Genomic DNA, 26476 nt, shown 5'->3' with positions numbered 1-26476 from the left:
AATTAGCGTGCCGTCGCGGGCCACAGGACGCCGTAGCGTCAAACGCCTTCCGTTCGGCGTCTGCCACGGGCTGTATTCCCCCCTTGCCGTGCGACGTGACGTCATCTGAACGCCGACCCGCCGTCGGGTCAAGCGCTTGACGTACCGGGCTCTGCCGCCTCATTGACAGGCACAATCTGACGATAGCGCCCGCCCGGATGGTATGAGAATGAACAGGACATCAACCCACGATGGCAACGAGCCGCGCGCCGTGGACACGCAGCTCGTCACACTCGGCCGCGATCCCGCCCGTTTTGACGGCTTTGTGAATACCCCCGTCGTCCGTGGGTCCACAGTTCTTTCGGCCACCGTCGCCGATCTCGAGGGCCATACCGGCCGCTACACCTATGGCCGGCGCGGTAATCCCACCCTTGAAGGCCTGGAAACCGCGCTGACGGCGCTGGAAGGCGGCAGCGGCGTCGTCTTGACCCCCTCGGGCCTTTCCGCCGTCAGCCTCGCCCTGCTGGCGTGCCTGCGGGCGGGAGACCATCTCCTGATGACCGACAGCGTCTACCAGCCCAGCCGTCGGCTGTGCGGCACCGTGCTGAAGGGTTTCGGCATCGAGACCACCTTCTACGACCCGCTCGTCGGCGCCGACATCGCGGCCCTGCTGCGCCCCAACACCCGGGCGATCTTCATGGAGGCGCCGGGCTCGCAAAGCTTCGAGATGCAGGATGTGCCGGCGATTGTCGCGGTGGCGAAGGCACACGGCATCACCACCCTGATCGACAACACCTGGGCGACACCGCTCTTCTTCCGGCCGCATGATGTCGGCGTCGATCTGTCCATCCAGGCCGGCACGAAATATCTCGGCGGGCATTCCGACCTCAATCTGGGCGTGATCTCCGCGGGCGCCGCCATTTGGCCGGCGCTGAAGGGAATGCATGGCGACCTCGGCCTCACCGTCGCGCCGGAAGATGCCTTCCTCGCCGCCCGCGGCCTGCGCACGCTGAAGGTGCGGCTGGAACGGCACCAGGCCTCCGGCCTCACCGTGGCGCGCTGGCTGCAGAACCGGCCGGAAGTGCTGAGCGTGCTCCACCCCGCCCTTCCCGAACATCCCGGCCACAACGTATGGAAGCGGGATTTTTCCGGCGCCAGCGGCCTGTTCAGCGTCGTGCTCAGGCCGGCGCCGAAGCGGGCGGTGGATGCCTTCCTCGACAGCCTCGCCTTGTTCGGCCTCGGCTATAGCTGGGGCGGCTTCGAGAGCCTGGCGATCCCGTTCGACTGTTCGGGCTACCGTACCGCGACGCGCTGGGCACCCGGCGGGCCCGCCATCCGGTTCCATATCGGGCTCGAGGAGCCGGCGGACCTCATCGAGGATCTGGCGCAGGGCCTGGAACGGCTGAACGCCGTCGCGGCGCAGGGCGAGACGCCGGAAGACTGAGCCGCGGATGAGCGGGCGGAGCGCGGCCGCGACCGGGGGCGGCCGCGCCGCCGGTCGCCGGAGACTACTGACGACGGTCGGCGTTGCGGAACAGCGAGAGCCGCACCCGGCGGCCGGTGTTGAAATTGAAACCCCGCACCTCCTCGCCCCGCTCGATGCGCAGGCCCAGCGCTTCGGCGCGGCGCGCGAAGCGGCGTTCCTCGTGGCGCTCCACAAAGGCGGCGTGACAGCCCGTGTCCGCGAGGAAATCGGCCGCTGCGCCACCGTCCATATAGCGCACCGGCCGCTCCAGCAGGAACATGAGGCTCGGCTCGTTGTAGCCGGCCGCCGCGATGTCGGCGGGGCGCCCGTCGCAGTTCTCCGCCGCAGCCAGAGCGGCGAGCTGGGGCGAGATCCACACGCTGTCCATCCGCGGGAGGATGAGCTGCATGACGCCGAAGCCGGACACCAGCATGCCGGCGACGCCGAGCAGTGCCGCGCGGTCGAGCCCGTAATCCCGGGCATAGGCCGCGGCGGTGACGAGGAAGAAGAAGCCGGTGAGCAGAAGCGGCCATGCCAGCACGCTGGTGCTGCGGTCGAACACCGCCATGCCGAGCAGGACGCCGACGGCGATGATCGCCCCCACCACCGGCCACAGCCACAGCAGCCGCACCAGCCGGGTATTGGCGATGGCCATCGCCCCCCGCTCCATCGACAGCGCGACGAGGATGGCGATGGCGGGAAAGGTCGGCACGATATGGGTTGCGAGCTTGGCCGGCACCAGTTCGAACAGAACCCAGACCGGCAGCACCCAGGCGAGGAGGTAGCGCACCGCGCGCAGCCGGCGGGCCTTCCAGACGATCGGCGCCGCGAGGGCGGCGAGCGGCGCCGCCGGCCAGAACAGCCCCCAGAACATCAGGAGGTAGGCGCCGGGCGGCCCGAAGAAGCCCCGCGTGGACGGCGCCACCCGTCCGACGATGGCCTCCGCCGTTTCGGCCGCGGCCTCGGTCGAGAGATGGCGTGCATAGGCCCAGGCCGCCCCGACCACGGCGACCAGCAGCAGGCCGCGCAGCGGCGCCAGCGCCCGCAGGAAGGCGCCCGAACGGTCCACGACGAGCAGGGAAGCGATGGCCAGCGCCGGGTAGAGCGGCGCCAGCAGGCCCTTGGTGACGAGACCCACCGACAGCGCGACCCAGAAGATGGCCGCAAGCCCCAGATCGGCCGGCGGCATCGCCGCTCCCGGCTCGCTGGTCGCCCGCCCGGCGGCGAGATAGATTCGTCCCAGCGCCCCCATCATGGCGACGATGCTGGCGAGGAAGATCGCCTCCGGGATCGCCAGCCGGGCGCCGAGGTCGAGAGCAACCGACGCACCGAGGAAAATGGCGGCCAGCAGCGCCGCGGGCCGGCCGACGAAGCCGAGCGCGGCCCAGAACACCAGCAGCACCGCCGCCACCGCGCCGATCAGCGAGGGAAGGCGGTAAAGCCAGATGGTGTGCACGGCGTCATCGACGCCCAGCCGGTCGGCAACGGTCAGAATGCCGACCTGCGCCCAGTGCAGCGCCAGTGGCAGGGTGCGATTCGGCTCGGCGCCGATCCGCACCAGGGTGAGCTGGCCGGTCTCCACCATCTGCTTGGAGATCTGCGCGAAGCGCGCCTCGTCGCGGTCCATGGGGGGCAGGGAGAAGAAGCCGGGCAGGAATGCGACGGCGCACAGCGCCAGCAGCAGCACTACGGCGCGCCGGTTCGATGCGGCGCCGGCAGTGAACAGCGCCGCGATCCAGCCAGCCACCCCGCGGCCATAGGCATCCACGCCAATGCCCCGCGGGCGACCGAGCCCCTGATCCATCTGCACCATAGCGTCGTCCACGCCCTTCGTCGGGCGGGACCATAACAGAAACGCGTCGCCCCGGAAGAGCAGGGCGCGCGGCCGTCCACCACGGCGGCGGCGGCTATTTCGTCAGGATCAGCTTGTTCTGCGAGGTGAGCCGCAGCCGGTAGCTTTCGCCACGGTGCGCAATGACGATTTCCTTGGTCGCAATAAAAAGCTCACGGCTGTCGATGATCTGGTCGACGACCGGGACAACGCGCCGGGATCCGGGCCGGGCATCCGCCATATCATTCGATCGCGGCGAGTCCGTCATCTCTCGATGATCCACATAAGAATAAAATAAAACTTAGATATCTCGGCTTCTTCTAATTTGGAGCACCTCCAGACTGGCTGGAGAGCCACGAATATTGATACGGCCGACAGGCGACGCGGGCAAGCCCGCCCCAGCCGTTTCGCCGCGCCTGCGGGCCGAAAAGCTGCGCAACCGCGAGGTGAAGGAGAGCCCGACGCGATTTTCGATGGCTTGCGCTGGGGATGAGGCTATCCGGCCGACAGAAGGCGGGTTTCTTCCGGCGTCAGGGTTTGCAGCAGCCACGGCACTCGCGCCGCCGGGAGCGCACGGGCATAGAGATAGCCCTGGGCGATGTCGCAGCCGTGCTGGCGGAGATAGGCGGCCTGGCTCGACGTCTCCACCCCCTCGGCAACGGTGCGGATGCCGAGACTGTGACCAAGATTGATGACCGCGCGGACGATGGCGGCGTCGTCGGCATCGCGCTCGAGGTCGCTCACGAAGGAGCGGTCGATCTTGATGATGTCGACGGGGAACTGCTTCAGATGGGTGAGAGAAGCATAGCCGGTGCCGAAATCGTCCAGCGCGATCAGCACCCCCGCCGCGTGCAGCATCTGCAGGCTGGAGCGCACCCGCTCGATGCCCTGGCCGAGGAACACGCTTTCCGTCACCTCCAGCATCAGCCGGTCCGGGGAAACCTCGGCCGCCGCCAGCGCCGCCAGCACGCGGGCGCCATACTCGCCGCGGCTGAACTCGGCTGAGCTGACATTGATCGAGATGCGGCCGAATGCGAGGCCATCCGTCAGCCAGTCCCGTATGTCGCAGAGCGCCAGCGCCAGCACCCGTTCGCCGAGGGCGATGGCGAGATCGGTGTCCTCGAAGGCCTGGCCGAAATGGGAAGGGCCGAGCAGGCCCTTGCGGGGGTGGCGCCAGCGCAGCAGCGCCTCGAAGCCGATGATCTCGCCGGTTTCGAGCGAAACCTCCGGCTGGTAATAAGGAACGAACTCGCCGTTCTCGAGCGCGGCCCGCACGCAGCCGGCAAGCTGGATACGGTTTTCCGTCGCCTCCCGCATCGCCGCATCATAGCCCACCACGACATCGCGCCCCCGGGCCTTGGCGCGGTAGAGCGCAATGTCGGCATTGCGCAGCAGCTCGGAGGGGTCGGAGCCATGGTCGGGGGCAAGGGCAAGCCCCATGCTGCCGCGGCAGTTCAGCAGCGTGCGGCGGAAGGTGAAGGGCCGCCGCAGTTCGCCCAGGATGCGCTCGGCCACCGCCATGGCCGCCGCGGCATCCTTCACCCCGTCCAGCAGCACGACGAACTCGTCACCGCCGAGCCGGGCGACGGCATCGGTGGCCCCGACACTGGCCGACAGGCGCCGGGCGGCTTCGATCAGCAGCGCGTCGCCGGCATCGTGACCGAGCGTGTCGTTCACGTCCTTGAAATTGTCGAGGTCGATCAACATCAGGCACACATGCGAGGCCGCACGGCGGGCGCGGCGCAGGGCATAGTCGAGCCGTTCCCGCAGCAGGCCGCGGTTGGGCAGGTCGGTGAGCGCGTCGTGATTGGCGATGTGCCACATGCGGCGCTCGAACTCCCGCTGCTCCGTTATGTCCTGCAGGATACCGAAAAAGCGTTTGTGCTCGCCACGCTCGGCCTCGACATTGCAGGCCACGCGGACGATGCGGTTTTCGCCGCGGACAGTGATGAAGGGCAACGCCATCTCGAACGCCGCACCCGTCTCGGTCGCGACCTGCAGCCTTTCCTCGAGCTGCAGACGTGCATCCTTGGGGAAGTGCGACAGCACCAGCTCGTGGGTCAGCGGTGTGCCGGGAGCGAGCCCGTAGATGCGATAGACCCCGTCGGACCAGGTGATGCGGTCGGTCGACAGATCCATCTCCCAGCCGCCGACCCGCGCGAGCCGCTCGGTCTGGGCCAGCAGGTTCTGCCGTCGCCACAGCTCGCGGCTCTGCACTTCCAGCAGCCCCTGGCTCGTGCGACGGTGCATCAGCTCCAGCCTGGTGCGGGCCGTCGCCTCGTGCAAGCGAAGCTGGTCCGACAGGATGCGGGCGAGCTGGCGGATGAGGCTCTCCTCCTCCGGCGTGATCTGGCGCGGCTCCGGGTCGAAAATGCACAGCGAGCCGACATTCAGCCCAGCCCGCACGCCGATCGGCGCGCCGGCATAGAAACGGATATGCGGTGCGCCCACGACATAGATGTTCCGGGCGAAACGCTCATCCTCCCGCGCGTCCGGCACCACGAGGAGTTCGTCGGACAGAATGGTCCAGGTGCTGAAGGAGTGCTCGCGCGATGTGCCGATCAGCTCGGTACCGGCACGCGCCTTGATGATCTGCTGGTCGCGGTCCACCAGCCCGACACAAACGGACTGAACCTTGAGCAGGTCGCGCGCCAGCCGGCACACCCCCTCCAGGTCGGCGACCGGCTCGCCGTCCAGAATGCCCAGGGCGTGGAGGCTTGCAAGTCGCTCCAGCTCCTGCTCCGGCACGGGAAAGGGCATCTAAAGACAGCTCCCGGCGTCCCCGGCGTGTCGCAGGACTGCGACAGGCGGACATCGTTGGCGAAGGTATTATCGGCCTGATGCTGACTATATGGCCGGCCCCGCCGTGAGGTGAAGCCCTCAGAGTCACCTCCATTTCAAGAAGGTGAACGCTCGCGATGCAACGCGGTGGCAGGCCGGCGCCGCCTTCCCGCAACGCCGGCCTTGCCGGTTCGAAAACGCCGCCTTCACGGCTGGCGCAGGCAGGGCGCCACGCGGCGCCCGTCAGGAGGCCGCCGACACCGGCGCCGAGGTGGCCGCCAACCCGCCGGCCGTCTCGATGAAGCGGGCGACATCGGCCACCCCCTGCCCTTCCCGCACATTGGCGAACACGAAGGGCCGGCGTCCCCGCATCCGCCGTGCGTCCCGGTCCATCACCTCCAGCGAGGCGCCGACATAGGGCGCGAGGTCGATCTTGTTGATGACCAGCAGGTCGGAGCGGGTGATGCCGGGCCCACCCTTGCGGGGGATCTTCTCGCCGGCGGAAACGTCGATGACGTAGATGGTGATGTCCGCCAGCTCCGGGGAGAATGTGGCGGCGAGGTTGTCGCCGCCGGACTCAATGAGGATGAGGTCGAGGCCCGGAAACGCCGCCCGCATCTCGGCGATGGCCGCAAGATTGGCGGAGGCATCCTCGCGGATGGCGGTGTGGGGACAGCCGCCGGTCTCGACCCCCATGATCCGCTCGGCCGGCAACGCGCCGGCGCGGGTGAGGATTTCCGCGTCTTCCTTGGTGTAGATGTCGTTGGTGATGGCGCAGAGGTCGTAGCGGTCGCGGAAGACGCGGCAGAGCGCCTCCATCAGGGCGGTCTTGCCGGACCCTACCGGGCCGCCGATGCCCACGCGCAGCGGGCCGGTGCTTTCGCTCATGTCGCGTCTCCGCTCAGCTTCGGAACAGTCGGGTGTACTGGGTTTCGTGGCGCATGGCGGCGATATCCGAGCGCAGCGCGGCGCCGCCGGCCGCAGCCAGAGGCCGGGCCGCCGCCCGCTCGGCGATGGCGTGGACCCGGCGCGACAGCGCCGCCAGCGCGCGGTTGCCGTCGGTCTGGCCGAGCGGCACCAGCCGCACCGCGGCGGAGACGAGGTTTGCCGCCACCGCGGTGAGGAAGGCGCCGAGCGTGACGCCGAGCGGCACGCCATGGGCCGCCGCACTCACGCCCACCGCTACGGGATAGGCGGCCCGGCCCTCCCAGGCCTCGGCGATGAGGTCGAGATCGGGCGCCGGCCAGGCGACGCGGGTTGCGGCGAGGAAGGCGTCGCCCTGGTTCAGCGTCTCCATCTGCCGCTCGCGAGAGGGCGCGAAGGCGGCCGCCAGCTCGGCGACCTCGCGCAACGCGGCATTGTCCCGCGCCGCCACCGCGCGCCAGGCATGAGCGAGGAACACCGCGTCGGTGAAGGGTCCACCCTGCTCCAGCAGGTCGCCGACCCACCCCTCGAGGCTGGCGAGATCGCGTATGTCGCCCGTCTCCACCGCCCATTCGAGGCCATGGGAATAAGCGAAGGCGCCGACCGGATAGGCCGGCGACAGCCAGACCAGCAGCGGGACGAGATGCGCCGCCGCGCCGGCCGGCTCGAGGCAGGTGCCCCCCTCGCTCAGCACCGTGCTGTCACCCATGCCGGGAACCGGCGCCCCGATGGCCATGCTCGTGTCCGTGGCCATGCTCGTGAGCGTGGCCGTGGTCATGACCGTGGTCGTCGGCGCCGATATGGACGTGATGGTGCTCGCCATGGCTGTGGTCATGACCGCAGCCGCAGTCCGGCCCATGATCGTGATGATCGTGCGCGTGGTGGTCGTGCCCGTGCCCGCCTACCGCCATCACGTCGCGCACCGGAGCAGCGTGCGCATGGCCGTGGTGGTGGCCCTGATGCGCATGGGCGTGCTCATGCTCATGCGCGTGCTCATGCTCATGGTGGTGATGATGATCGTGGTCGTGGTCATGGTCGTGATGGTGGTCATGGCCACAGCCGCACGCCTCGCCATGTGCGTGGTCGTGGCCATGCGCATGCTCGTGCCCGTGATCGTGGCCGTGAGCGGCGGCGGCCTCGTAGGCGCCGCCTTCCGGCTCGAACGGCGCCTCGACGAGGGCGACGCCGGCGCCGAGACCGCGCGCCATCTCCTCCAGCACCGGGTCTCGGGCGATGCGGACGCGATCGGCCAGAAGCTGCGCGGCGACGTGACGGTTGCCGAGATGCCAGGCCAGGCGGGCGAGATGATGGGCATCCCGCGCCACGATCTCGGCCACCGGCTCCTCGGCCGCCACCACGGCGACGACCCGGCCGTCGTCAAGCCGGATGCCGTCGCCGTCCTTCAGCCGCACCGCCTCGGGCAGGTCGAGCAGGAAGGCGACATCCCCCTCTCCGCGCATCGCGATACGGCGGCGGTGGCGGCCATCATGGGGCAGCACCACGCGATCGGCCGCGGTAGCGAGGTCCCAGGTGCCGGCGGGCAGCAGCGTGCGGGCGTGGATCATGGCGTCTCTCCTGCGCCGGTCTTTCCGGCGGCCAAGGATTAGAACAGGAAGTAGCGCTGCGCCATGGGCAGTTCGGTCGCCGGAGCGCAGGTGAGGAGTTCGCCGTCGGCGCGCACCTCGTAGGTCTCCGGGTCAATTTCGATGGTCGGCGTGGCGTCATTGTGGATCATCGAGGCCTTGCCGATGCCGCCGCGCACATTCTCCACCGCCACGAGCTGCTTCTCCAGCCCGAGCCGCGCGCCGACGCCCCGCTCCACCGCCGCCTGCGAGACGAAGGTGAGGCAGGTCGCGGTGCGGGCCTTGCCATAGGCGCCCCACATCGGCCGGTAATGCACCGGCTCCGGCGTCGGGATGGAGGCGTTGGGGTCGCCCATCTTGGCCGCGACGATGGCGCCGCCCTTGATCACCATGTCGGGCTTGGTGCCGAAGAAGGCCGGCGACCACACCACGAGGTCGGCGAGCTTGCCCGGCTCCACCGAGCCGATATGGCGGGAGACGCCGTGGGCGATGGCCGGGTTGATGGTGTATTTCGCGACATAGCGCTTGGCGCGGGCATTGTCGTTACGCTCGCAATCGCCCGGCAGCAGGCCGCGCTGCAGCTTCATCTTGTGAGCGGTCTGCCAGGTGCGGGTGACCACCTCGCCCAGACGGCCCATGGCCTGGCTGTCCGACGACATCATCGAGATCGCGCCGATGTCGTGGAGGATGTCTTCCGCCGCGATGGTCTCCTTGCGGATGCGGCTTTCGGCGAAGGCGAGGTCCTCCGCGATCAGCGGGTCGAGGTGGTGGCAGACCATCAGCATGTCGAGATGTTCGTCGAGCGTGTTGATGGTGAAGGGACGGGTCGGGTTGGTGGAGGACGGCAGCACATTGGGCAGGCCGGCGACCTTCATGATGTCCGGGGCATGGCCGCCGCCCGCGCCCTCGGTGTGGAAGGCGTGGATGGTGCGCCCCTTCATGGCGGCGATGGTGTCCTCGACGAAGCCGCTCTCGTTCAGCGTGTCGGTGTGGATCATCACCTGCACGTCGTAGGCGTCGGCGACGGAGAGACAGTTGTCGATGGTGGCCGGGGTCGTGCCCCAGTCTTCGTGAAGCTTCAGCGCGCAGGCGCCTGCCTCGATCATCTCCACCAGCGCGGCGGGCCTGGCGGCGTTGCCCTTGCCGGAGAGGGCGAGGTTCACCGGGAAGCTGTCGAAGGCGCGCAGCATCATCTCGATGTGCCAGGCGCCGGGCGTGCAGGTGGTGGCGTTGGTGCCGGCCGCCGGCCCGGTGCCGCCGCCGAGCATGGTGGTGACGCCGGACATCAGCGCATGCTCGATCTGCTGCGGGCAGATGAAGTGGATGTGGCTGTCGAAGCCGCCGGCGGTCACGATCTTGCCTTCGCCGGCGATGACCTCCGTGCCCGGGCCGATGACGATGTCCACCCCCGGCTGGATGTCGGGGTTGCCGGCCTTGCCGATGGCGTGGATCCGGCCGTCGCGCAAACCGATGTCGGCCTTCACGATGCCCCAGTGGTCGAGGATCAGCGCGTTGGTGATGACGGTATCGACCGAGCCTTCCGCGCGCGTCGCCTGAGACTGGCCCATCCCGTCGCGGATGGTCTTGCCGCCGCCGAACTTCACCTCCTCGCCATAGACGGTGAGGTCCTTCTCCACCTCGATGATGAGGGCGGTGTCGGCGAGCCGGACCCGGTCGCCCACGGTCGGGCCGAACATCTCGTTATAGGCGGCACGCGAAATCTTGATGGACATGGCGCAATCCGATCGAAGCAGGATGGGGAGGATGCGGGCAGCGGCGCGACGCGCTCAGAGCTTGCCCATCACCTCCTGGCGGAAACCATAGACCTCGCGCCGGCCGGCGAAGGCCACCAGCGTGACCTCCCGGGTCTGGCCGGGCTCGAACCGCACGGCGGTGCCGGAGGGAATGGCGAGCCGCATGCCGCGGGCCGCCTCGCGGTCGAAATGGAGCGCCGGGTTGGTTTCGGCGAAATGGTAGTGGCTGCCGACCTGGATCGGGCGATCGCCGGTGTTGGCCACGACGAGCGAGAGGAGGTCGCGGTCGGCCAGCAGGGTGATCTCGCCCTCCTCCATCAGCACCTCGCCGGGCACGACGTGCAGACCGGCGGCGCGGATCGGCTCGTGCACCGTCACCAGCTTGGTGCCGTCGGGAAAGGTCGCCTCGACCTGGATTTCGTAGATCATCTCGGCCACGCCGGGCATCACCTGCTCGGGCGTGAGGACCTCGGCGCCAAGGCTCATCAGCTCGGCCACGGTCTTGCCGTCGCGGGCGCCCTCCACCACCACGTCGGTGATGAGCGCCACCGCCTCGGGATGGTTCAGCTTCACGCCCCGCTCGAGGCGGCGGCGCGCCACCATGGCGGCCATGGAGACGAGGAGCTTGTCCTTCTCGCGCGGGCTGAGATTCATCGGGTTTCTCCGAAACGGGGAGCGATTGGGCTGGAAAACGGATTGACTGTCAGGAATGCCAGATGCGCGGCGTCTCGGCGAGCCCCAATTCGCCCATCAGCCGGCGGATCGCCCCCTCCAGCGCCGCGCCGTGGCGGGCGAGCAGGCGCACCGACAGCATGCCGTCCCAGGCGCTGGCGCCGGCCTCCAGATCGGCAGGCAGCGCATCGGGCAGGCCGAGAGCCTCGCGGACGGCCGGCAACCGGGCCTCGGCATCGGGCGCCACCAGCAGCACCGTGGCGAAGGCGGGCCAGCCGGCGGCCACCGCCGGCCGCCGCAGCGTCCGTCCCACCTCGCTGCCGAGATCGAGCCCGTCGGCATAGACCAGCCGGCCGCCGCGGCGCACCCGCCACTGGTCCTGCAGCCGGCCGCGTTCGAACGTCTCGCCCCGGGCGGTGCGGCCGAGAATCACCTGCTCGACGATCAGCAGCCGCGCATCCGGCGCCAGCTCGGCCGAGATGGAGCGCACCACCCGCGCCGCATCGAACAGGATGGTTGGCTGCGGCATCCAGTCCAGCCGAGCGCCGGATTCGACCGTGAGCCGGACATGCAGCTCGGCATCCGAACCATCGGAACGATATACCTTTTCCGCCGCCTGCGAGGTGACGACCAGCCGGGCGCCGGTCCGCGCGGTGACGGCGTGGGCCATGGTGTCGCCGCCGGCGATGCCCCCGCCGGTGTTCAGCAGAACCGCTTCCAGCGCGCCGGTCCGCCGGCCCGAACGGGGGAATCGCACCCGGGCGTGGCCGGCCTCCGCCACCGCCCCGGTGACGGTGCGCCCGCCCACGGCACGGGCTTCGAGCGAAAGGCGGCTGTGAGCGCGCTGCGCCTGCGGGATGCGCGTGGGCGCGGCGTCCTCAGACGGCAATGCGGTTGCGGACATCCGGATCCTCGAGCGCGGCGCCATCGCCCGACATCACCACCGCCCCGCGCTCCATCACGATGAACTGGTCGGCGAGCTCGCGGGCGAAGTCGAAATACTGTTCGACCAGCACGATGGCGATGTCGCCCTTGCTGCGCAAGTAGCGGATGGCGTTGCCGATATCCTTGATGATGGAGGGCTGGATGCCCTCGGTCGGCTCGTCCAGCACCAGCACCTTGGGCCGCATCACCAGCGCCCGGCCGATGGCGAGCTGCTGCTGCTGGCCGCCGGAGAGGTCGCCGCCACGCCGGCGCATCATGCTGTCCAGCACCGGGAACAGCGAGAACACGTCGTCAGGAATCGAGCGGTCGGCCCGCTTCAGCGGGGCAAAGCCGGTTTCGAGGTTCTCCGCCACGGTCAGCAGCGGGAAGATCTCGCGGCCCTGCGGCACGAAGGCGATGCCACGGCGGGCGCGCTCGGCCGGCGCCATGGCGGTGATGTCTTCACCATTGAACAGGATGCTGCCCTTCGAAACCGACTGCCGGCCGACGATGGCGCGCATCAGGCTGGTCTTGCCGACGCCGTTGCGGCCGAGCACGCAGGTGACCTTGCCCGGCTCGGCGGTGAGCGAGACGCCGCGCAGCGCCTGCGCCGCGCCGTAGAAGAGGTTGATGTCCCGAACTTCCAGCATCCGCTCAGCGCCCCAGATAGACTTCGATGACGCGCTCATTGGCGCTGACCTGGTCGAGCGTGCCCTCGGCGAGCACCGAGCCCTCATGCAGGCATAGCACGCGCACGCCAAGGTCGCGCACGAAGGTCATGTCGTGCTCCACCACCACGACCGAATGGCCATTGGCGTTGATCTCGCGCAGCAGTTCCGCGGTCTGCGCGGTCTCGGCGTCGGTCATGCCGGCCACCGGCTCGTCGACCAGCAGGAGCTTGGGGTCCTGCGCCAGCAGCATGCCGATCTCCAGCCACTGCTTCTGGCCGTGGGAGAGCGCGCCGGCGAGGCGATGGGCATGCTCGCCGAGCCGGATGGTCTCGAAGATCTCGTCGATCTTGACCCGCTCCTGCGCCGTCTCACGCTTGAAGATGTTGGCGAGCGCGCCGCGCTGGCCCTTCAGCGCCAGGCGGAGATTGTCTATCACCGTGTGGCTCTCGAACACCGTCGGCTTCTGGAACTTGCGGCCGATGCCGAGCGTGGCGATTTCGGTCTCGTCCAGCTTGGTGAGGTCGGTGGTGCCGCCGTTGAAGAAGACGTCGCCCTTGTCCGGCCGGGTCTTGCCGGTGATGACGTCCATCATCGTGGTCTTGCCGGCGCCGTTGGGGCCGATGATGGCCCGCATCTCGCCGGCGTCGACGGTGAAGGAGAGAGCGTTGAGGGCCCGGAAGCCGTCGAAGGTGACGGTCACGCCGTCGAGATAGAGCAGCGCCTCGGTGAGGTTCTTCTCCGTCATGGCCTTGGGCGGCTCGGCGGCCTCGACGGGAAAGGCGGCGGTATCGGTCATCGTTTTCCCCTCACTCCGCCGGCTTCGCCGTGATGCCGGGCGCGGGCGGCGCGTCCGGCTCCGGGCTGCCGGCGCTGCGGCGCGCGCGCCATTCCAGGAAGGTGCCGAGAATGCCCTTGGGCAGGAACAGCGTCACCGCCACGAACAGCCCGCCCAGCATGAACAGCCAGTAGGGCGCCAGCATGCCGGAGGTGAAATAGGTCTTGGCATAGTTCACCAACACCGCGCCGAGCGCCGCGCCGGCCAGCGTGCCGCGTCCGCCCACCGCCACCCAGACGATGATCTCGATCGAGTTGGCCGGAGAGAACTCGCTGGGGTTGATGATGCCGACCTGCGGCACATAGAGCGCCCCGGCGATGCCCGCGAGGCAGGCCGAGACCACGAAGGCGGCGAGCTTGTAGTTCTCCACCCGGTAGCCGGTGAAGCGCACCCGGGTTTCCGCGTCGCGGATGGCGATGAGCACCTTGCCGAAATGCGAGCGCACGAGATAGCGGCACAGCACATAGCCGCCCGCCAGCGCCAGCGCGGTAAGCGCGAACAGCGCGGCCCGGGTGCCGTCGGCCTGGATGTTGAAGCCGAGGATGTCCTTGAAGTCGGTGAGGCCGTTATTGCCGCCGAAGCCCATGTCGTTGCGGAAGAACGCCAGCAGCAGGGCGAAGGTCATCGCCTGGGTGATGATCGAGAGGTAGACGCCGGTCACGCGGGAGCGGAAGGCGAACCAGCCGAACACCAGCGCCAGCAGGCCCGGCGCCAGCAGCACCATGGCGGCGGCGAAGGGGAACCAGTCGAAGCCGTACCAGAACCAGGGCAGTTCCTTCCAGTTCAGGAACACCATGAAGTCCGGCAGCACCGGGTCGCCATAGACGCCGCGGGTGCCGATCTGGCGCATCAGATACATGCCCATCGCGTAGCCGCCGAGCGCGAAGAAGGCGCCCTGCCCCAGCGAGAGAATGCCGACATAGCCCCAGATCAGATCCACCGAGAGCGCCAGCAGGGCGTAGCAGAGATATTTGCCCAGCAGCGAGACCAGATAGGTCGGCACATGCAGCGCGGAGCCCGCCGGAAGCAGAAGGTTCAGCGCCGGCACCAGCACGGCGAGGCCGATGACGATGGCGAGGAAGACCAGGCCGCCCGTGCCGAGCAGGGCGGGCTTGCGGGTGTCGGTCTGGCTCATGCTTCGATCGCCCTGCCCTTGAGCGCGAACAGGCCGCGCGGTCGCTTCTGGATGAAGAGGATCACGATCACCAGCAGCGCGATCTTGCCGAGCACCGCGCCGGCATAGGGTTCGAGCAGCTTGTTGGCGATGCCGAGCGACATGGCGCCGACCAGCGTGCCCCAGAGATTGCCCACCCCGCCGAACACCACGACGAGGAAGCTGTCGATGATGTAGCTCTGGCCGAGATTGGGCGAGACGTTGTCGATCTGGCTGAGCGCCACCCCGGCGATGCCGGCGATGCCGGAGCCGAGGCCGAAGGTCATGGCGTCGACCCAGTTGGTGCGGATGCCCATCGAGGCGGCCATGCGCCGGTTCTGCGTCACCGCCCGCATCTCCAGCCCGATGCGGGTCAGCCGCAGCACGGCCAGCAGGGCGAGGAAGACCAGGATGGCGAAGACGATGATCCAGGCGCGGCCATAGGTGACGGCGAGATGGCCGACATCCACCGTGCCCGACATCCAGCTCGGCGCGCCGACCTCGCGGTTGGTCGGACCGAAGATGGTGCGGATCGCCTGCTGCAGGATGAGCGAGATGCCCCAGGTCGCCAGCAGCGTCTCGAGCGCGCGGCCGTAGAGGAAGCGGATCACGGTGCGCTCGATGATGACGCCGATCAGCCCGGTGAAGAGGAAGGCGATCGGGATGGCGATCAGCAGCGAGGCGTCGAACAGCGCGGGGTTGTAGGCCCGGATGAGTTCCTGCACCACGAAGGTGGTGTAGGCGCCGAGCATCACCATTTCGCCATGGGCCATGTTGATGACGCCCATCACGCCGAAGGTGATGGCAAGGCCGATGGCGGCGAGCAGCAGCACCGAGCCGAGCGAGAGCCCGTACCACACATTCTGCGCCACGCCCCAGACCGCGAGGGTGCGCTGGATGCCGGCGATGGCGGAAGCGGCGGCGGTCTTGACGCTGGCCGGGGCGTCGGGCGGCAGGTTCTGCAGCACCGCGAGCGCGTCCTGGTCGCCGGCATCGGCGATGGTCGCCACCGCGGCGATGCGCTCGGCCTCCGGCGCGGCGGAGGAGCCGATGACGATGGCGGCGCGGGCGGTGGCCAGCGCCTGCTTGACCGCCGGGACCGTCTCCTTGGCCAGCGCGGCGTCGAGCGCCGGCAGAACGGTGGCGTCGCGCGACTTGAACACCGCCTGCGCCGCGGCGAGCCGCTTGGCCGGATCGGGATTGAACAGCGAAAGCGCGCCGCTGGCCGCCGCGATGGCGCCGCGGACGCGGTTGTTGGCGCGCACCGCCTTCAGCGCCGCGGCGTCGACGCCCGCGGCGGGCTGGCCGGAGGCGGCATCGGCGAGGCTGCCGTCGGCGCCCCGGATATAGACCTTCCCCGCGGCGGGATCGACCAGCAGCCGGCCATCGGCCAGCGCATCGACCACCTCGACCGCGCGCGGATTGCCGCTGGTCGCGAGGAGACCGAGGGCGGCGGCGGTGTCGGCATAGGATTCCGTGGTGAATTTCGCCAGCGCGTCCTCATAGGGACCGGCGTGGGCGGCACGCGGCACCAGCGTCGCGAACAGGGCCAGCCCGAGAAGGAGAACGGCGAGGGGCGAAGACAGGCGCATCAGGCATCCCCGGTTTTGGCTCGGCAGAAGGCCGAGCGGGGTTCAGCCCCCGCACGGCCGTCTCGGCCCCCGAAGGGCGGGGCCGGCGGGGTCGCGCCCCGCCGGATCGTCCCGCCCCCCGAAGGAGCTGTCAGGAAGCCGGGCTCAGGAGCCGCCGCACTTCTTGGTGACGGTGTTGTAGTTGCCGCACTTCAGCTTCACCCAGTCGGCCTCGAGGTCCTTGGAACCCTCGAGGTAGTCCGACCACGCGTCGCCGGGGACGAGGCCGTTGCTCTTCCACACCACGTCGAACTGGCCGTTGTCCTCGATCTCGCCGATGAAGACGGGCTTGGTGATGTGGTGGTTCGGCAGGACCTCGGCGGTGCCGCCGGTGAGGTTCGGAACCTTGATGCCCGGCAGGGCGTCGATGACCTTGTCGGGATCGGTGCTCTTCACCTTCTCGACGGCCGCGACCCAGGCGTTGAAGCCGATATAGGTGGCCTCCATCGGGTCGTTGGTCACGCGCTTGGGGTTCTTGGTGTAGGCCTGCCACTCCGCGATGAACTTCTTGTTCTCGGGGGTGTCGATCGACTCGAAGTAGTTCCAGGCGGCGAGATGGCCGACCAGCGGCTTGGTGTCGATGCCGGCGAGCTCTTCTTCGCCGACCGAGAACGCCACGACCGGGATGTCGGTCGCCTTGATGCCCTGGTTGCCGAGCTCCTTGTAGAAGGGAACGTTGGCGTCGCCGTTGATGGTGGAGACCACGGCGGTCTTCTTGCCGGCCGAGCCGAACTTCTTGATGTCGGCGACGATGGTCTGCCAGTCGGAGTGACCGAACGGCGTGTAGTTGATCATGATGTCTTCCTTGGCGACGCCCTTCGAGAGAAGGTAGGCCTCAAGGATCTTGTTGGTGGTGCGGGGATAGACGTAGTCGGTGCCCGCGAGCACCCAGCGCTTCACCTCGCCGCCGTCCTTCGACATGAGGTAGTCGACGGCCGGGATCGCCTGCTGGTTCGGGGCGGCGCCGGTGTAGAACACGTTGCGCTCGCTCTCCTCGCCCTCATACTGGACGGGGTAGAACAGGATCGAGTTGAGCTCCTTGAAGACCGGCAGCACGGACTTGCGCGACACCGAGGTCCAGCAGCCGAACACCACGACGACCTTGTCCTTGGTGATCAGCTCGCGCGCCTTTTCGGCGAAAAGCGGCCAGTTGGACGCGGGGTCGACAACGACCGCCTCGAGCTTCTTGCCCAGCAGGCCGCCCTTCTTGTTCTGCTCGTCCACGAGGAACAGCACGGTGTCCTTCAGCGTGGTCTCGCTGATCGCCATCGTGCCCGAGAGCGAGTGGAGCACGCCGACCTTGATCGAATCCTCAGCCTTTGCCGAAACGGACGCACCGATCGCCAGCGCAGCCGCACCGGCGGCCACGCGGCCGACGACGCGGCCCGCATGGGAGAACAGCTTCAACATTTTCGTTCCCTTCTGGAGTAGACACGCAGGACCCCCGTCCGCGTGCTGGACGGGGATTTTGCAACAGGCGTGCCAAGCTGCCGGCAAGGGCCCGGGCTGGTAAAAGCCGTATACAAATCAACTGGAAACTCGGAACAAGCCTCACTGGCTGCCCAATCGGAAGGCATGTGACGCTGCTTTGCACACGTACAGACAAACCGGCGGGAGACGCTACCGCCCCTTTGCACCAGCAGCGTGCGGCGCCCGGCGCCCCGCTACCTCCGCCAGCCTGCCAGCCGGGAGAGGGCGAGATCGAGCGTCGCGTCGGTCTTGGCAAAGCAGAGCCGCACCACATGCCGCACCGGCTCCTGCGCATAGAAGGCGGAGACGGGGATGGCGGCGACGCGGTGGCGCTCCACCAGCAGCCGGCAGAAGGCCTCATCATCGACACCCGGGTCGCCGCCGAGGTCGATATTGACGAAATAGGTCCCCGCGCAGGGCAGAACCGGGAGGCCGAGAGCGCCGAGCCCGGACACCAGCCGGTCGCGCGAGCGCTGCAGCCCGGCGCGCATCGCCTCGAACCACCGATCTTCCTTGGCGAGCCCGTAGGCAACCGCGTGCTGAAGCGCCGGCGGAGTCGTGAAGGTGAGGAACTGGTGCGCCTTGGCGAGCACGGCCATCAGCTCCGGCGCGGCGCAGACGAAGCCGACCTTCCAGCCCGTCATGCCGAAGATCTTGCCGGCGGAGCCGATCTTCACCGCCTGCCCGCGCATTCCCGGCAACGACAGCACCGAGCGGTGGCGGCGGCCGTCGAACACGACATGCTCCCACACCTCGTCGCTCACCAGCACCGCGCCGCTGCGGCGGCAGAAGCCGGCGAGCAGCTCCAGCTCGTCGTCCTCGAACACCCGGCCCGTGGGGTTGTGCGGGTTGTTGAACAGCACCACCCGGGTGCGCGGGGTGAAGGCGGCGGCAAGCGCCGCCTCGTCCAGCCGCCAGTGCGGCGGGGCGAGCCGCACCAGCCGCGGCACCCCGCCCGCCCGCAGCACCAGCGGCAGATAGGCGTCGTAGAGCGGCTGGAACAGCACGACCTCGTCGCCCGGGGCGATCAGCGCCAGCAGCGCGCCGGCAAGCGCCTCGGTCGCGCCGGAGGTGACCATCACTTCCGCCGCCGGGTCGAGATCGAGCCCCTGCCAGCGGGCATAATGCGCCGCCACCGCCTGCCGCAGCTCCGGCACGCCCATCATCGGCGGGTACTGGTTCCAGCCGTTCAGCACGGCGTCCGCCGCCCGGGCGCGCACGTCCTCCGGGCCGGGATCGTCGGGAAAGCCCTGTCCGAGATTGACCGCCTCGTGGGTCCGCGCCAGCGCGGACATGGTCTCGAACACGGTGGTGGGCAGGCTGGCGAAGACGGGGTTCATCGGCGGGTCCGTCGGAGCGGGAACGACACCGCCTTATCCACGCCCCCGCCGGCAAAGGAAAGGGCCGGCGCCGCCCGGGGGCCCCGCCCGGCGCGCATGCGTTGCCGCGGCGACGGCAGCACCTTGCGCACATCCCCTGCGCAGGACGGTATCATGTCACGGCAGCGTCACCGCCCCGCCCTACCCCGGCGGCTCCACATACGGAGCGGAACATGAGAACTCTCCTGATGGCCTCGCTGGTCGCCGCGGCCCTGCTGCCCGGCGCGGGCCGGGCGGCCGAGCCGACCGAGCTGACGGTGATGAGCTTCAACATCTGGGGCGGCGGCGCCAATGCTGGCAAGCCGGTGGACGAAACCGTCGCCGCCATCCGGGCGGTCGGCCCCGACATCATCGGCGTGCTCGAGACGCGGCCGGAGCCGGACCCCTGCGACGCCGACAATTGCGTGCCGACCGGCCCGAGCGTCGCAAGGGAAATCGCCGGCAGGCTCGGCTATTACTATTACGACCAGGACAAGCGGAATCCCGCGCTCTGGGCCGGCGCGATCCTGAGCCGCTACCCCATCGTGAAGGCGACGGAGAACGACCTCGGCGTGCAGCTCGACGTCAAGGGCCGCAAGGTCTTCGCCTATTCGCTTCACCTGCCCGATTTCCCCTACCAGCCCTACCAGCTCCTCGGCATCGAGTATGGGCCGGCGCCCTTCCTCAAGACCGCCGACGAGGCGGTGGCGGCAGCGAAGGCGGCGCGCGGGGCGGGCGTCGACCTGTTCCTGCACGACCTGAAGGAAGCGGACGGCGCCGATGCGGTGTTCGTGTTCGGCGACTTCAACGAGCCTTCGCATCTCGACTGGACCGAGGCGGCGGTGAAGGCCGGGCGCCAGCCGCTCGCGGTGGCCTGGCCCACCTCGCGGCGGATGGCGGAAGAAGGCGGCTTCCTCGACCTGTTCCGGGTCGCCTGGCCCGATCCGGCGCAGAAGCCCGGCATGACCTGGACCACCACCACCGAGCCCACCGACCCGGCCGACCACCACGACCGGATCGACTTCACCTATGGCCGCGGCGCCGGGATGACGGTGCTGAAGGCCGGCATCGTCGGCGAGAAGGCGCCGGAGGCGGACATCGTGGTGACGCCCTGGCCGTCCGACCACCGCGCCACCATGGCCACGGTACGGTTCTGAGCCCGTCCGGCCGCGATACGAAAGGGCCGCCCCGAAGGGCGGCCCCGCTGACGGCGATGACCGGCACGCTCGGTGCCGAACGGATCAGAACTTGTAGTTCAGGCCAGCCCGCACGACGTGGAACTTGGTTTCCACCTCGGTGCTGAGCCCGGCACCATCCCCGGCCCAGCTGTAGTTCTGGTTGCCGAGATCGACGTAGAGATACTCGGTCTTGAAGGTCCAGTTGGAATTGAGCGCGTATTCGAGACCGCCGCCGATGGTCCAGCCCCATTCCACCTCGTCGTTGGACAGGCTGCCGGAGAACACCTGCGCGCCGCTGTCGTCCTGCAGCGAAAGGCTGGCGTGCGACTTGACGCTGCCATAGGCGAGACCGCCGGTGCCGTAGACCAGGAGCTGGTCCCACGCATAGCCGAGGCGGGCCCGCACCGTGCCGAACCACTCGACCTCCGAGCCGACCTTCGTGCCGAGCGAACCGACGTAATCGTCGAACGCATAGAGCGACGTGTTGCCGGAGACCTCGCCGTCAATACCCGACCACATGATGTCGGCCTCGACGCCGACGACGACGTTGTTGTCGAGCTGGAAATTATAGCCGATCTGGCCACCGCCGAGGAAGCCGCTGGCGTTGGTGTCGATCGAGCCGCTCGCGTCGAACGGGCCGGCATAGGCGCTGTAGGGATAATCGAAGTCGCCGCCGCCATAGCCGGCATTGGCGCCGAGATAGAAGCCGGTCCAGGTGAACACCGGCACGATGACCGGGGCGGGCGCCGCCTTCACCGGATACGCCATGTCGGCAGCCGAAGCGGTAGCAACCGGGAGCAGCAGCCCGAAGGCGGCGCTCGCGAGCAGAATCTTCTTCATATGTCATCCCTCCGACCAGTGGATGACAAGGAGTAGCGATGCCGCAACGTTATTCCTAGTGTATAACGGCAACAGCGCAAATCCATAAGGGTCTAGAAATCGCTCATATAAATTAACATATGTTATATTTCGGTACATCCTCACCATTAACGGGTAACGACGTAAAGTACTGAATTCGTATTACATAAGAACCAATGTGGCATGATTATCGAAACGCGGGCCGCCACCGCGACGGCCCACGACGCCGACGGATTCGCCATCGGTCGCCAGCCGCACCATCTCGCCCAGCCCGCTGGTGGCGAGGAACTCCCCGGCCTTCCGCGTCGGCGCCAGCCCGCAGCCATCGACCAGCGTCACCGCGCCGATGAAGCGGCCGTCGCGGCGCCAGACGCTCACCCGGTTGCCGCGCGGGCTGGCGGCGGCGACATAGGCGCCCGAGACATCGAAGGCGATGGAGCCGATATAGGTGCGGAAGGCGCGCCACTCCGCGTCGGGCGCCTCGAACGGGGTGAGCCGGCCGTCGAGCCCGACGCCGTGGACCAGCGGGCGCGCCACCCCGTCGGCGAGCACATCCTGCGCGGCGACCACCACGAGGCCGTCCGGCGCCACGGCGAGGTGGCGCAGCGAGAGCGAGGCGAGGTCCGGCGCCAGCCGGCCGACCGCCCGGGCCTCGCCGGTGGCGCGGTCGAGAACGGCGATGCCGGAGCCCGCCTCCTCCGCGCCCAGCGCCTCCGGCGTGCCGGGCTCCAGCCCGCCATTGGCGACCACCAGCACCCCGCCGGTGCCGAGCATGTCGTGCGGGCCGATGCCGGCGGAGGCCCACTCCCCCCGCAAGGCGAAGCCGTCGGCGGGATCGCGCAGCGAGACCGTGCCCTCCCCGCTGGCGCGGTCGATCTCGACGGCAAGGAAGCGGCGGCCATCGGCGCTGAAGCGGCCATGGCCGGAGAACACCCGGCCCGGCCCGGGCTCGAAGGTTTCCACCACCGCGCCCGACACCCGGTCGAACACCACGGCGGCGGTGCCCGGCCGGCGGGCGACCGCGACGGCATGGCGGCCGTCCGGGCTCGGCTCCACCCAGTGCAGCCGCTGCGCGCCGCGCCCCACCGTCGCGGGATCGAGCCCGGCCGACAGCACCACCGGCGCGAAGCCGCCTTCCACCGCCGCGGTGGCGAGCCACTCGGCCTCGAGCGCGGGATCGTGGGCATGGTCCTGCGCATGGGCGGCGCCGAACAGCACCCGCGGCGCCAGCACCAGCCCACCCAGCCGGGCCAGCAGGGAACGGCGGTCGGTGCGGGAAGAGGCGGGGTCAGTCGTCGGGTTGCGGCTCATCGGCCCTCTCCTCAGTCGCCATCCAGCGCGTTGAAGCCGAGCGGCACGCCGAGGCCGGAAGCCAGCGGCTCGGCAATGCTCTTCTGCGCCGTCTTCAGCGCGGTAATGGCGGCCTCGAGCTGCCGGCGGCCCTTCGCCTCCTGAGCGGCGGCGCCGATATCGGCGGACAGCGCCGAGACGGCGGCCGTGGCGGCCGCGGCGTCGCGGTCGACGATGCCCTTGCCCCGGGCGTCGAGCCCGGCGGCGAAGCGCACCGCCAGCGCCTGGGCGCTCGCGGTCACGGCGACGATGGTCTCCCGGGCCCGGCCGCTGCGGCGGCGGTCGGAAAGGGCGGGCTTGGCCTCGGCCGCGCTCTTGCCCATCACCACCAGCAGCCGCTGGTCCACCACGCGCTGATAGGCCCCCGCGAGGTCGGTCACCATCTGGCTCAGCAGCGCGTCGGGATCGGGAAAGAACACCGGATCGGCCTTGCCGGCGGCGAGCTGGGCGAGCAGGCCCTGGGTGCCGTCGCCCCAGCCGGCGCGGATGCTGGTGGCGATCTCGTCGAGATTGCCGGCGATGGCGGCGCCGATGGCGCAGCGCCGCGCCGATTCCGGCCCGGCCAGCAGCGCCGCCTCGGCGCCCTCGTCGTACAGCAGCCGCTCCAGCGCCGGCAGGCCCTGCACGGCGGCGCTGAGCCGGGCGAAGCGCTGCGGCTCCAGCCGTTCCGCCGTGGGATCGGCGATGAGCTCGGTGAGGCCGCGCGCCACCGCGTTGCGGCGCTCGGGAAAGAGGTTGAACCGGTCGGCCCGCAGCGACAGCACCACCGGGCCGAAGGTGACGAACTCCACCGCGGCCCACGCGTCGGAGGTGGCGGCAAAGCTCTCCTTCAGCGCCGCGACGCCCGCCGGCGCCGGGGCGGCGCAGAAGGCGCGCCAGGCCTCCTTCTGCCGCGCCGCGGCGGCGGCGAGGGCGTCGTAGCGCGGCAGCAGCCAGTCCGCCACCACCTCGGTCGCCTTCACCGGGGCGGCCTGCGCCCGGCTGCTGAAGGCCTGCGTCAGCACGGTGGCGACAAAGGCCATGCCGGGCAGGCTCTGGCCGATCTGGCCGGCGAGCGCGACGATGAGCGCGAGAAGGGGGCGGAACATCGAAGAAATCCTCGGTCAGAGGGAAGAGACATAGGCGACGAGGCGATCCCGCTCGGCCGCGGGCAGGGCGTCGAAGCGGGCGCGGGCGCCGGCGGCCTCGCCGCCATGCCAGCGCACCGCCTCCGCCACCGAGCCGGCGCGTCCGTCATGCAGCAGTCCGGCGCCGCGCGCCAGCGCCAGCGAGAGCCCGGCGAGGGGCGCGGTGCGCCAGTCGCGCGGGCCGGCGCCGGGCTGCCCCACCGGGTCGGCCAGCCCCTCCCCCATGTCGTGCAGCAGCACGTCGGTGAAGAGCCGCGCCTCGCCCCCGCCCCGGGTCGGCAGCGCCGGACGGTGGCAGGCGCCGCAGCCGGTGGCGGCGAACAGCGCTGCCCCCGCCGGGAGCCGGCTGCGGCTCCGCGCGCCCGCGGGTTCCTCGCCGGCATGCGGCGAAGGCACCGGCAGGCCACGCAGATAGTCCACCAGCCGCGCGACGATCGCCTCGCCGATTTCCGGCTCGCCCTCGCGGTCCTGGCCGTGGGGCGCCTGCCGGCACGCGGTCTGGCGCTCGGTGCAGTCGCCCCAGGGCTCCAGCCGCAGCGGGGTGGAGAGCCCGAGATCGAGCGCGAAGGCCTCGGAGGCCTGCCCTTCCAGCGTGGCATGGGCCGCCTTCCAGCCGAAGCGGCCGACGCGCGAGCCGCCCTCCGGCGTCTCCAGCCAGCGGACCCGGCCGCGCACCCCGTCGCCGTCGCGGTCGTCCGGGTCGGCGCCGGCGAGGATCGTGGCGTCGCTCACCTCCTCCAGCCGCCCGCGCCCGCGCAGATCGGGGGCGGCGCGCAGCGACAGGCCGGTGGCGGCGTCGAGCGGACCATAGCCCGGCTCGGCGATCTCCGGCACCCGGCGCCCGTCCGGCCGCACCTTCACCCGCACCACGCCCTCCGCCGGCACGCCCGGCAGCGTCATCGTCTCCAGCCGGTGGCCATAGGCGGGATCGCCCGTGCCATCGGCGCGCAGCAGGGCGAGCACCAGGCCGAGCCCGTCCGGCACGCCCTGCGGCGTCAGCGCGGTTGCTCCGGGCCCCGCGCCGGGATGGCACGCGGCGCAGGAGCGGGCATCGAACAGCGGCCCAAGCCCGTCATTCGCCCGTGTGGAGCTCGGCGCCGGCACCCAGGCGCGGCGGAACAGCGCCCGGCCGATCGCCCGGTCGAGCCCGGAATCCGCCGCGTCCCCGGCATCCGGCCGGGCCTCCTGCGCCACCGCCGGGCTGCCGGCATCTCCCGCCAGCACCGGCGAGACCGCGAGGAGCGCGAGAAGGCAAAGCCCGCCGCCCCGCAGCAGGCGGCGCCGCCACCCGCTGCCGCCGGGCGCGGGCCGCCGGGCGGCGCGGCCGCCCGGCATCGGGCCGCGCGGCCGTTCAGAGCACACGGAAATACCCCATCATCCCGGTCTCCATGTGCTCCAGGATGTGACAGTGGAACACCCAGTCGCCCGGCGCGGCGACGAAGGCGATCTCCGCCGCCTCGTCCGGCTGCACCAGCACGGTGTCGGCGAGGTGGCGCGGCAGCCGGCCGGAACTGGAGCCGATGACCTCGAACACATGGCCGTGGAGATGGATCGGGTGGGGGTAGCGGGTGCCGTTCTTCACGGTGACGCGGTAGGACCGGCCCGCCCGCATCCGCGCCAGCGGCGGGGGCACGGCGCGGCGGCTGCCGGTCGGCCAGGAGAGCTGGTCGATGCCCCAATAAGTGGTCGAGCCGACGCACAGGCTGTCGAGCAGGGCCTTGGCCAGCGGGTCGTCGGGCGGCAGGCCGGCAGCGCTGATCGCGGCATCGGTCGCCTGCTGCAGCGTGAAGGTCAGCCGCTCCGCCTTCTTCAGGTCGGCCCGCGGCACCTGCGCCGCCGGCAGCGCCAGCGGGCGGAACGGCCGTAGCGGCCGGGCCGACGGCGTGGCGGTGAGGGTGGCGAATTCATAGAGTTTGGCGGCGCGGTAGTCGGCGAGGCGCACCTGCCCGCCCGCCGCCGGCATCCGCACATGCAGGTCGATGCGCTGGGCCGGGCCCATGCGCCACACGCCGTCCGGCAGCCGGTCGAGAGGAATGGGCGGCAGGGCGTGGCCATCCACCGCGATCAGCGCGGCCTCGCCCTGGTCGACGCCGATGTCCATGACCCGGGTGGAATCGAGGTTGAGGATGCGCAGGCGCACCTCGCCATGAGCCGGCGCCTCCAGCGCCAGCGACGGCTGGCCGTTGCAGCGGCGCGTCGCGCCGAAGGTGCCGGCCTTGGAGGCGCCGTCGGGCTCCGACATGGGGAGGAAGCCGCCATTCTCCGCCAGCCGCCAGTCCTTCAGGCACAGCACATGCTCGGCATCGAAGGCGGGGTCGCGCGGGTCCTCGACGATCAGCACCCCGGCAAGGCCGCGCCCGGCCTGCCCGGTCTCGTCGCAATGGGGATGGAAGAAGAAGGTGCCGGGGTCCTCCAGCGGCACGCGGTAGGCATAGGCGCCGCCCGGCTGCACCAGCGGCTGCGTCAGCGTCGGCACTCCATCGAACGCATTCGGCAGGCGGATGCCGTGCCAGTGCACCGTGGTGCCCTCGTCGAGCCCGTTCTGGAATCCGACATCCAGCACGCTGCCGCGGGGAAAGCGCAGGGTGCGAAACGGCGTGCCATCATAGGCGCAGACCCGGCTCGCCGGCCCGTCGGGGCCGAGCAGCTTCATCTGCGTCTCGCCGGCGGCCAGCGTCAGCGCCTGCGTCGCCGCGGGAGCGGCCGGCACCCGCGCATTGCCGAGTGAGGTCGGAAGAAGGTAGCTCGCCGCCCCCAGCGCCCCGCCCGCCAGCAGGGCCCGGCGGGAGAGCCCGGCAGGCCGGTCCGGCGGGAGCATGGGGAGGTGTCGATCTGCACGCGACGTGGTCATCGCGCCACTCCTGAGCATCCGGCGCCGGGGCGGATTCGTCGAGGCGCTCGTTTATGGCATCCCCTCGGGATGCCCTGCGGC

Annotated in this window: 22 protein-coding genes; 2 read left to right on the top strand and 20 right to left on the bottom strand. The window is 70.0% G+C overall.

Annotated elements, in window-relative coordinates:
• Positions 1-208 precede the first annotated feature (208 nt).
• Positions 209-1423 (top strand): cystathionine beta-lyase, encoded by a 1215-nt coding sequence (gene metC, locus KHC27_RS15290; RefSeq protein ID WP_213340248.1) that lies wholly within the window; start codon positions 209-211, stop codon positions 1421-1423.
• A gap of 64 nt (positions 1424-1487) precedes the next feature.
• Here metC and KHC27_RS15285 read toward each other — a convergent pair whose 3' ends face one another.
• The 15 genes from KHC27_RS15285 to KHC27_RS15215 all read right to left on the bottom strand — a co-directional run bounded on the left by KHC27_RS15285 (position 1488) and on the right by KHC27_RS15215 (position 19013).
• On the bottom strand, positions 1488-3257 hold the full coding sequence (locus KHC27_RS15285) for an ArnT family glycosyltransferase (RefSeq protein ID WP_213340247.1): 1770 nt from the start codon (positions 3255-3257) through the stop codon (positions 1488-1490).
• A gap of 94 nt (positions 3258-3351) precedes the next feature.
• Complete coding sequence (gene hemP, locus KHC27_RS15280; RefSeq protein ID WP_213340246.1) at positions 3352-3543, bottom strand: hemin uptake protein HemP; 192 nt, start codon at positions 3541-3543, stop codon at positions 3352-3354.
• A 227-nt stretch (positions 3544-3770) separates the two neighbouring features.
• The gene (locus KHC27_RS15275; RefSeq protein WP_213340245.1) at positions 3771-6035 is read right to left on the bottom strand and encodes a putative bifunctional diguanylate cyclase/phosphodiesterase; all 2265 of its coding nucleotides are present in this window, start codon (positions 6033-6035) and stop codon (positions 3771-3773) included.
• 264 nt (positions 6036-6299) lie between these two features.
• Positions 6300-6944 carry an urease accessory protein UreG gene (gene ureG, locus KHC27_RS15270; protein WP_213340244.1) on the bottom strand — a complete coding sequence of 215 codons (645 nt, stop codon included), beginning with the start codon at positions 6942-6944 and terminating at the stop codon, positions 6300-6302.
• A gap of 13 nt (positions 6945-6957) precedes the next feature.
• Positions 6958-7716 carry an urease accessory protein UreF gene (locus KHC27_RS15265; RefSeq protein WP_213340243.1) on the bottom strand — a complete coding sequence of 253 codons (759 nt, stop codon included), beginning with the start codon at positions 7714-7716 and terminating at the stop codon, positions 6958-6960.
• Positions 7682-8545, bottom strand: coding sequence for an urease accessory protein UreE (locus tag KHC27_RS15260; protein ID WP_213340242.1), 864 nt, complete (start codon positions 8543-8545; stop codon positions 7682-7684). The genes KHC27_RS15265 and KHC27_RS15260 overlap by 35 nt, the downstream gene beginning before the upstream one ends.
• Before the next feature lie 38 nt (positions 8546-8583).
• Positions 8584-10296, bottom strand: a complete 1713-nt coding sequence (ureC, locus tag KHC27_RS15255) for an urease subunit alpha (RefSeq protein ID WP_213340241.1) — start codon at positions 10294-10296, stop codon at positions 8584-8586.
• A 54-nt stretch (positions 10297-10350) separates the two neighbouring features.
• On the bottom strand, positions 10351-10971 hold the full coding sequence (locus tag KHC27_RS15250; protein WP_213340240.1) for an urease subunit gamma: 621 nt from the start codon (positions 10969-10971) through the stop codon (positions 10351-10353).
• Between the two features lie 49 nt (positions 10972-11020).
• Positions 11021-11797, bottom strand: coding sequence for an urease accessory protein UreD (locus KHC27_RS15245; protein ID WP_343210922.1), 777 nt, complete (start codon positions 11795-11797; stop codon positions 11021-11023).
• A 70-nt stretch (positions 11798-11867) separates the two neighbouring features.
• Complete coding sequence (gene urtE, locus KHC27_RS15240; RefSeq protein ID WP_213340238.1) at positions 11868-12563, bottom strand: urea ABC transporter ATP-binding subunit UrtE; 696 nt, start codon at positions 12561-12563, stop codon at positions 11868-11870.
• Positions 12564-12567: 4 nt separating this feature from the next.
• The gene (gene urtD / locus KHC27_RS15235; RefSeq protein ID WP_213340330.1) at positions 12568-13329 is read right to left on the bottom strand and encodes an urea ABC transporter ATP-binding protein UrtD; all 762 of its coding nucleotides are present in this window, start codon (positions 13327-13329) and stop codon (positions 12568-12570) included.
• Between the two features lie 61 nt (positions 13330-13390).
• Complete coding sequence (gene urtC / locus KHC27_RS15230) at positions 13391-14554, bottom strand: urea ABC transporter permease subunit UrtC (protein WP_213340237.1); 1164 nt, start codon at positions 14552-14554, stop codon at positions 13391-13393.
• Entirely contained in the window at positions 14551-16164 is a 1614-nt protein-coding gene (urtB, locus tag KHC27_RS15225; RefSeq protein WP_213340236.1) for an urea ABC transporter permease subunit UrtB, read from the bottom strand. Before urtB ends, urtC begins: the two co-directional genes overlap by 4 nt.
• A 144-nt stretch (positions 16165-16308) precedes the next feature.
• The gene (gene urtA / locus KHC27_RS15220; RefSeq protein WP_213340235.1) at positions 16309-17613 is read right to left on the bottom strand and encodes an urea ABC transporter substrate-binding protein; all 1305 of its coding nucleotides are present in this window, start codon (positions 17611-17613) and stop codon (positions 16309-16311) included.
• A 254-nt stretch (positions 17614-17867) separates the two neighbouring features.
• The gene (locus KHC27_RS15215) at positions 17868-19013 is read right to left on the bottom strand and encodes an aminotransferase (RefSeq protein ID WP_213340234.1); all 1146 of its coding nucleotides are present in this window, start codon (positions 19011-19013) and stop codon (positions 17868-17870) included.
• A 212-nt stretch (positions 19014-19225) separates the two neighbouring features.
• Between KHC27_RS15215 and KHC27_RS15210 the strand changes: the two genes are divergently transcribed.
• Positions 19226-20188: an endonuclease/exonuclease/phosphatase family protein gene (locus KHC27_RS15210; RefSeq protein ID WP_213340233.1), complete on the top strand. Its 963-nt coding sequence runs from the start codon at positions 19226-19228 to the stop codon at positions 20186-20188.
• 84 nt (positions 20189-20272) lie between these two features.
• On the opposite strand, the gene KHC27_RS15205 is transcribed toward KHC27_RS15210, so the two are convergent.
• The 5 genes from KHC27_RS15205 to KHC27_RS15185 form a co-directional block, all read right to left on the bottom strand.
• The gene (locus KHC27_RS15205; protein WP_213340232.1) at positions 20273-21049 is read right to left on the bottom strand and encodes an outer membrane protein; all 777 of its coding nucleotides are present in this window, start codon (positions 21047-21049) and stop codon (positions 20273-20275) included.
• Between the two features lie 180 nt (positions 21050-21229).
• Positions 21230-22378: a DUF1513 domain-containing protein gene (locus tag KHC27_RS15200; RefSeq protein ID WP_213340231.1), complete on the bottom strand. Its 1149-nt coding sequence runs from the start codon at positions 22376-22378 to the stop codon at positions 21230-21232.
• Positions 22379-22389: 11 nt separating this feature from the next.
• Positions 22390-23505, bottom strand: a complete 1116-nt coding sequence (locus KHC27_RS15195) for an imelysin family protein (protein ID WP_213340230.1) — start codon at positions 23503-23505, stop codon at positions 22390-22392.
• Between the two features lie 15 nt (positions 23506-23520).
• Positions 23521-24906, bottom strand: coding sequence for a di-heme oxidoredictase family protein (locus KHC27_RS15190; RefSeq protein WP_343210921.1), 1386 nt, complete (start codon positions 24904-24906; stop codon positions 23521-23523).
• Complete coding sequence (locus KHC27_RS15185; RefSeq protein WP_246519966.1) at positions 24896-26395, bottom strand: multicopper oxidase family protein; 1500 nt, start codon at positions 26393-26395, stop codon at positions 24896-24898. The genes KHC27_RS15190 and KHC27_RS15185 overlap by 11 nt, the downstream gene beginning before the upstream one ends.
• Positions 26396-26476: the final 81 nt, after the last annotated feature.

The organism is Ancylobacter lacus (assembly GCF_018390635.1).
GTDB lineage: Bacteria > Pseudomonadota > Alphaproteobacteria > Rhizobiales > Xanthobacteraceae > Ancylobacter > Ancylobacter lacus.
The sequence above is the reverse complement of the archived record's forward strand: the minus strand, read 5'-3'. Positions and strand labels throughout refer to the sequence as shown.

Coding starts and splice junctions, on each gene's coding strand:
- metC (WP_213340248.1), top strand. CDS start 209: ATGAACAGGACATCAACCCACGATGGCAACGAGCCGCGCGCCGTGGAC.
- KHC27_RS15285 (WP_213340247.1), bottom strand. CDS start 3,257: ATGGTGCAGATGGATCAGGGGCTCGGTCGCCCGCGGGGCATTGGCGTG.
- hemP (WP_213340246.1), bottom strand. CDS start 3,543: ATGACGGACTCGCCGCGATCGAATGATATGGCGGATGCCCGGCCCGGA.
- KHC27_RS15275 (WP_213340245.1), bottom strand. CDS start 6,035: ATGCCCTTTCCCGTGCCGGAGCAGGAGCTGGAGCGACTTGCAAGCCTC.
- ureG (WP_213340244.1), bottom strand. CDS start 6,944: ATGAGCGAAAGCACCGGCCCGCTGCGCGTGGGCATCGGCGGCCCGGTA.
- KHC27_RS15265 (WP_213340243.1), bottom strand. CDS start 7,716: ATGGCCATCGGGGCGCCGGTTCCCGGCATGGGTGACAGCACGGTGCTG.
- KHC27_RS15260 (WP_213340242.1), bottom strand. CDS start 8,545: ATGATCCACGCCCGCACGCTGCTGCCCGCCGGCACCTGGGACCTCGCT.
- ureC (WP_213340241.1), bottom strand. CDS start 10,296: ATGTCCATCAAGATTTCGCGTGCCGCCTATAACGAGATGTTCGGCCCG.
- KHC27_RS15250 (WP_213340240.1), bottom strand. CDS start 10,971: ATGAATCTCAGCCCGCGCGAGAAGGACAAGCTCCTCGTCTCCATGGCC.
- urtE (WP_213340238.1), bottom strand. CDS start 12,563: ATGCTGGAAGTTCGGGACATCAACCTCTTCTACGGCGCGGCGCAGGCG.
- urtD (WP_213340330.1), bottom strand. CDS start 13,329: ATGACGGAGAAGAACCTCACCGAGGCGCTGCTCTATCTCGACGGCGTG.
- urtC (WP_213340237.1), bottom strand. CDS start 14,554: ATGAGCCAGACCGACACCCGCAAGCCCGCCCTGCTCGGCACGGGCGGC.
- urtB (WP_213340236.1), bottom strand. CDS start 16,164: ATGCGCCTGTCTTCGCCCCTCGCCGTTCTCCTTCTCGGGCTGGCCCTG.
- urtA (WP_213340235.1), bottom strand. CDS start 17,613: ATGTTGAAGCTGTTCTCCCATGCGGGCCGCGTCGTCGGCCGCGTGGCC.
- KHC27_RS15215 (WP_213340234.1), bottom strand. CDS start 19,013: ATGAACCCCGTCTTCGCCAGCCTGCCCACCACCGTGTTCGAGACCATG.
- KHC27_RS15210 (WP_213340233.1), top strand. CDS start 19,226: ATGAGAACTCTCCTGATGGCCTCGCTGGTCGCCGCGGCCCTGCTGCCC.
- KHC27_RS15205 (WP_213340232.1), bottom strand. CDS start 21,049: ATGAAGAAGATTCTGCTCGCGAGCGCCGCCTTCGGGCTGCTGCTCCCG.
- KHC27_RS15200 (WP_213340231.1), bottom strand. CDS start 22,378: ATGAGCCGCAACCCGACGACTGACCCCGCCTCTTCCCGCACCGACCGC.
- KHC27_RS15195 (WP_213340230.1), bottom strand. CDS start 23,505: ATGTTCCGCCCCCTTCTCGCGCTCATCGTCGCGCTCGCCGGCCAGATC.
- KHC27_RS15185 (WP_246519966.1), bottom strand. CDS start 26,395: ATGACCACGTCGCGTGCAGATCGACACCTCCCCATGCTCCCGCCGGAC.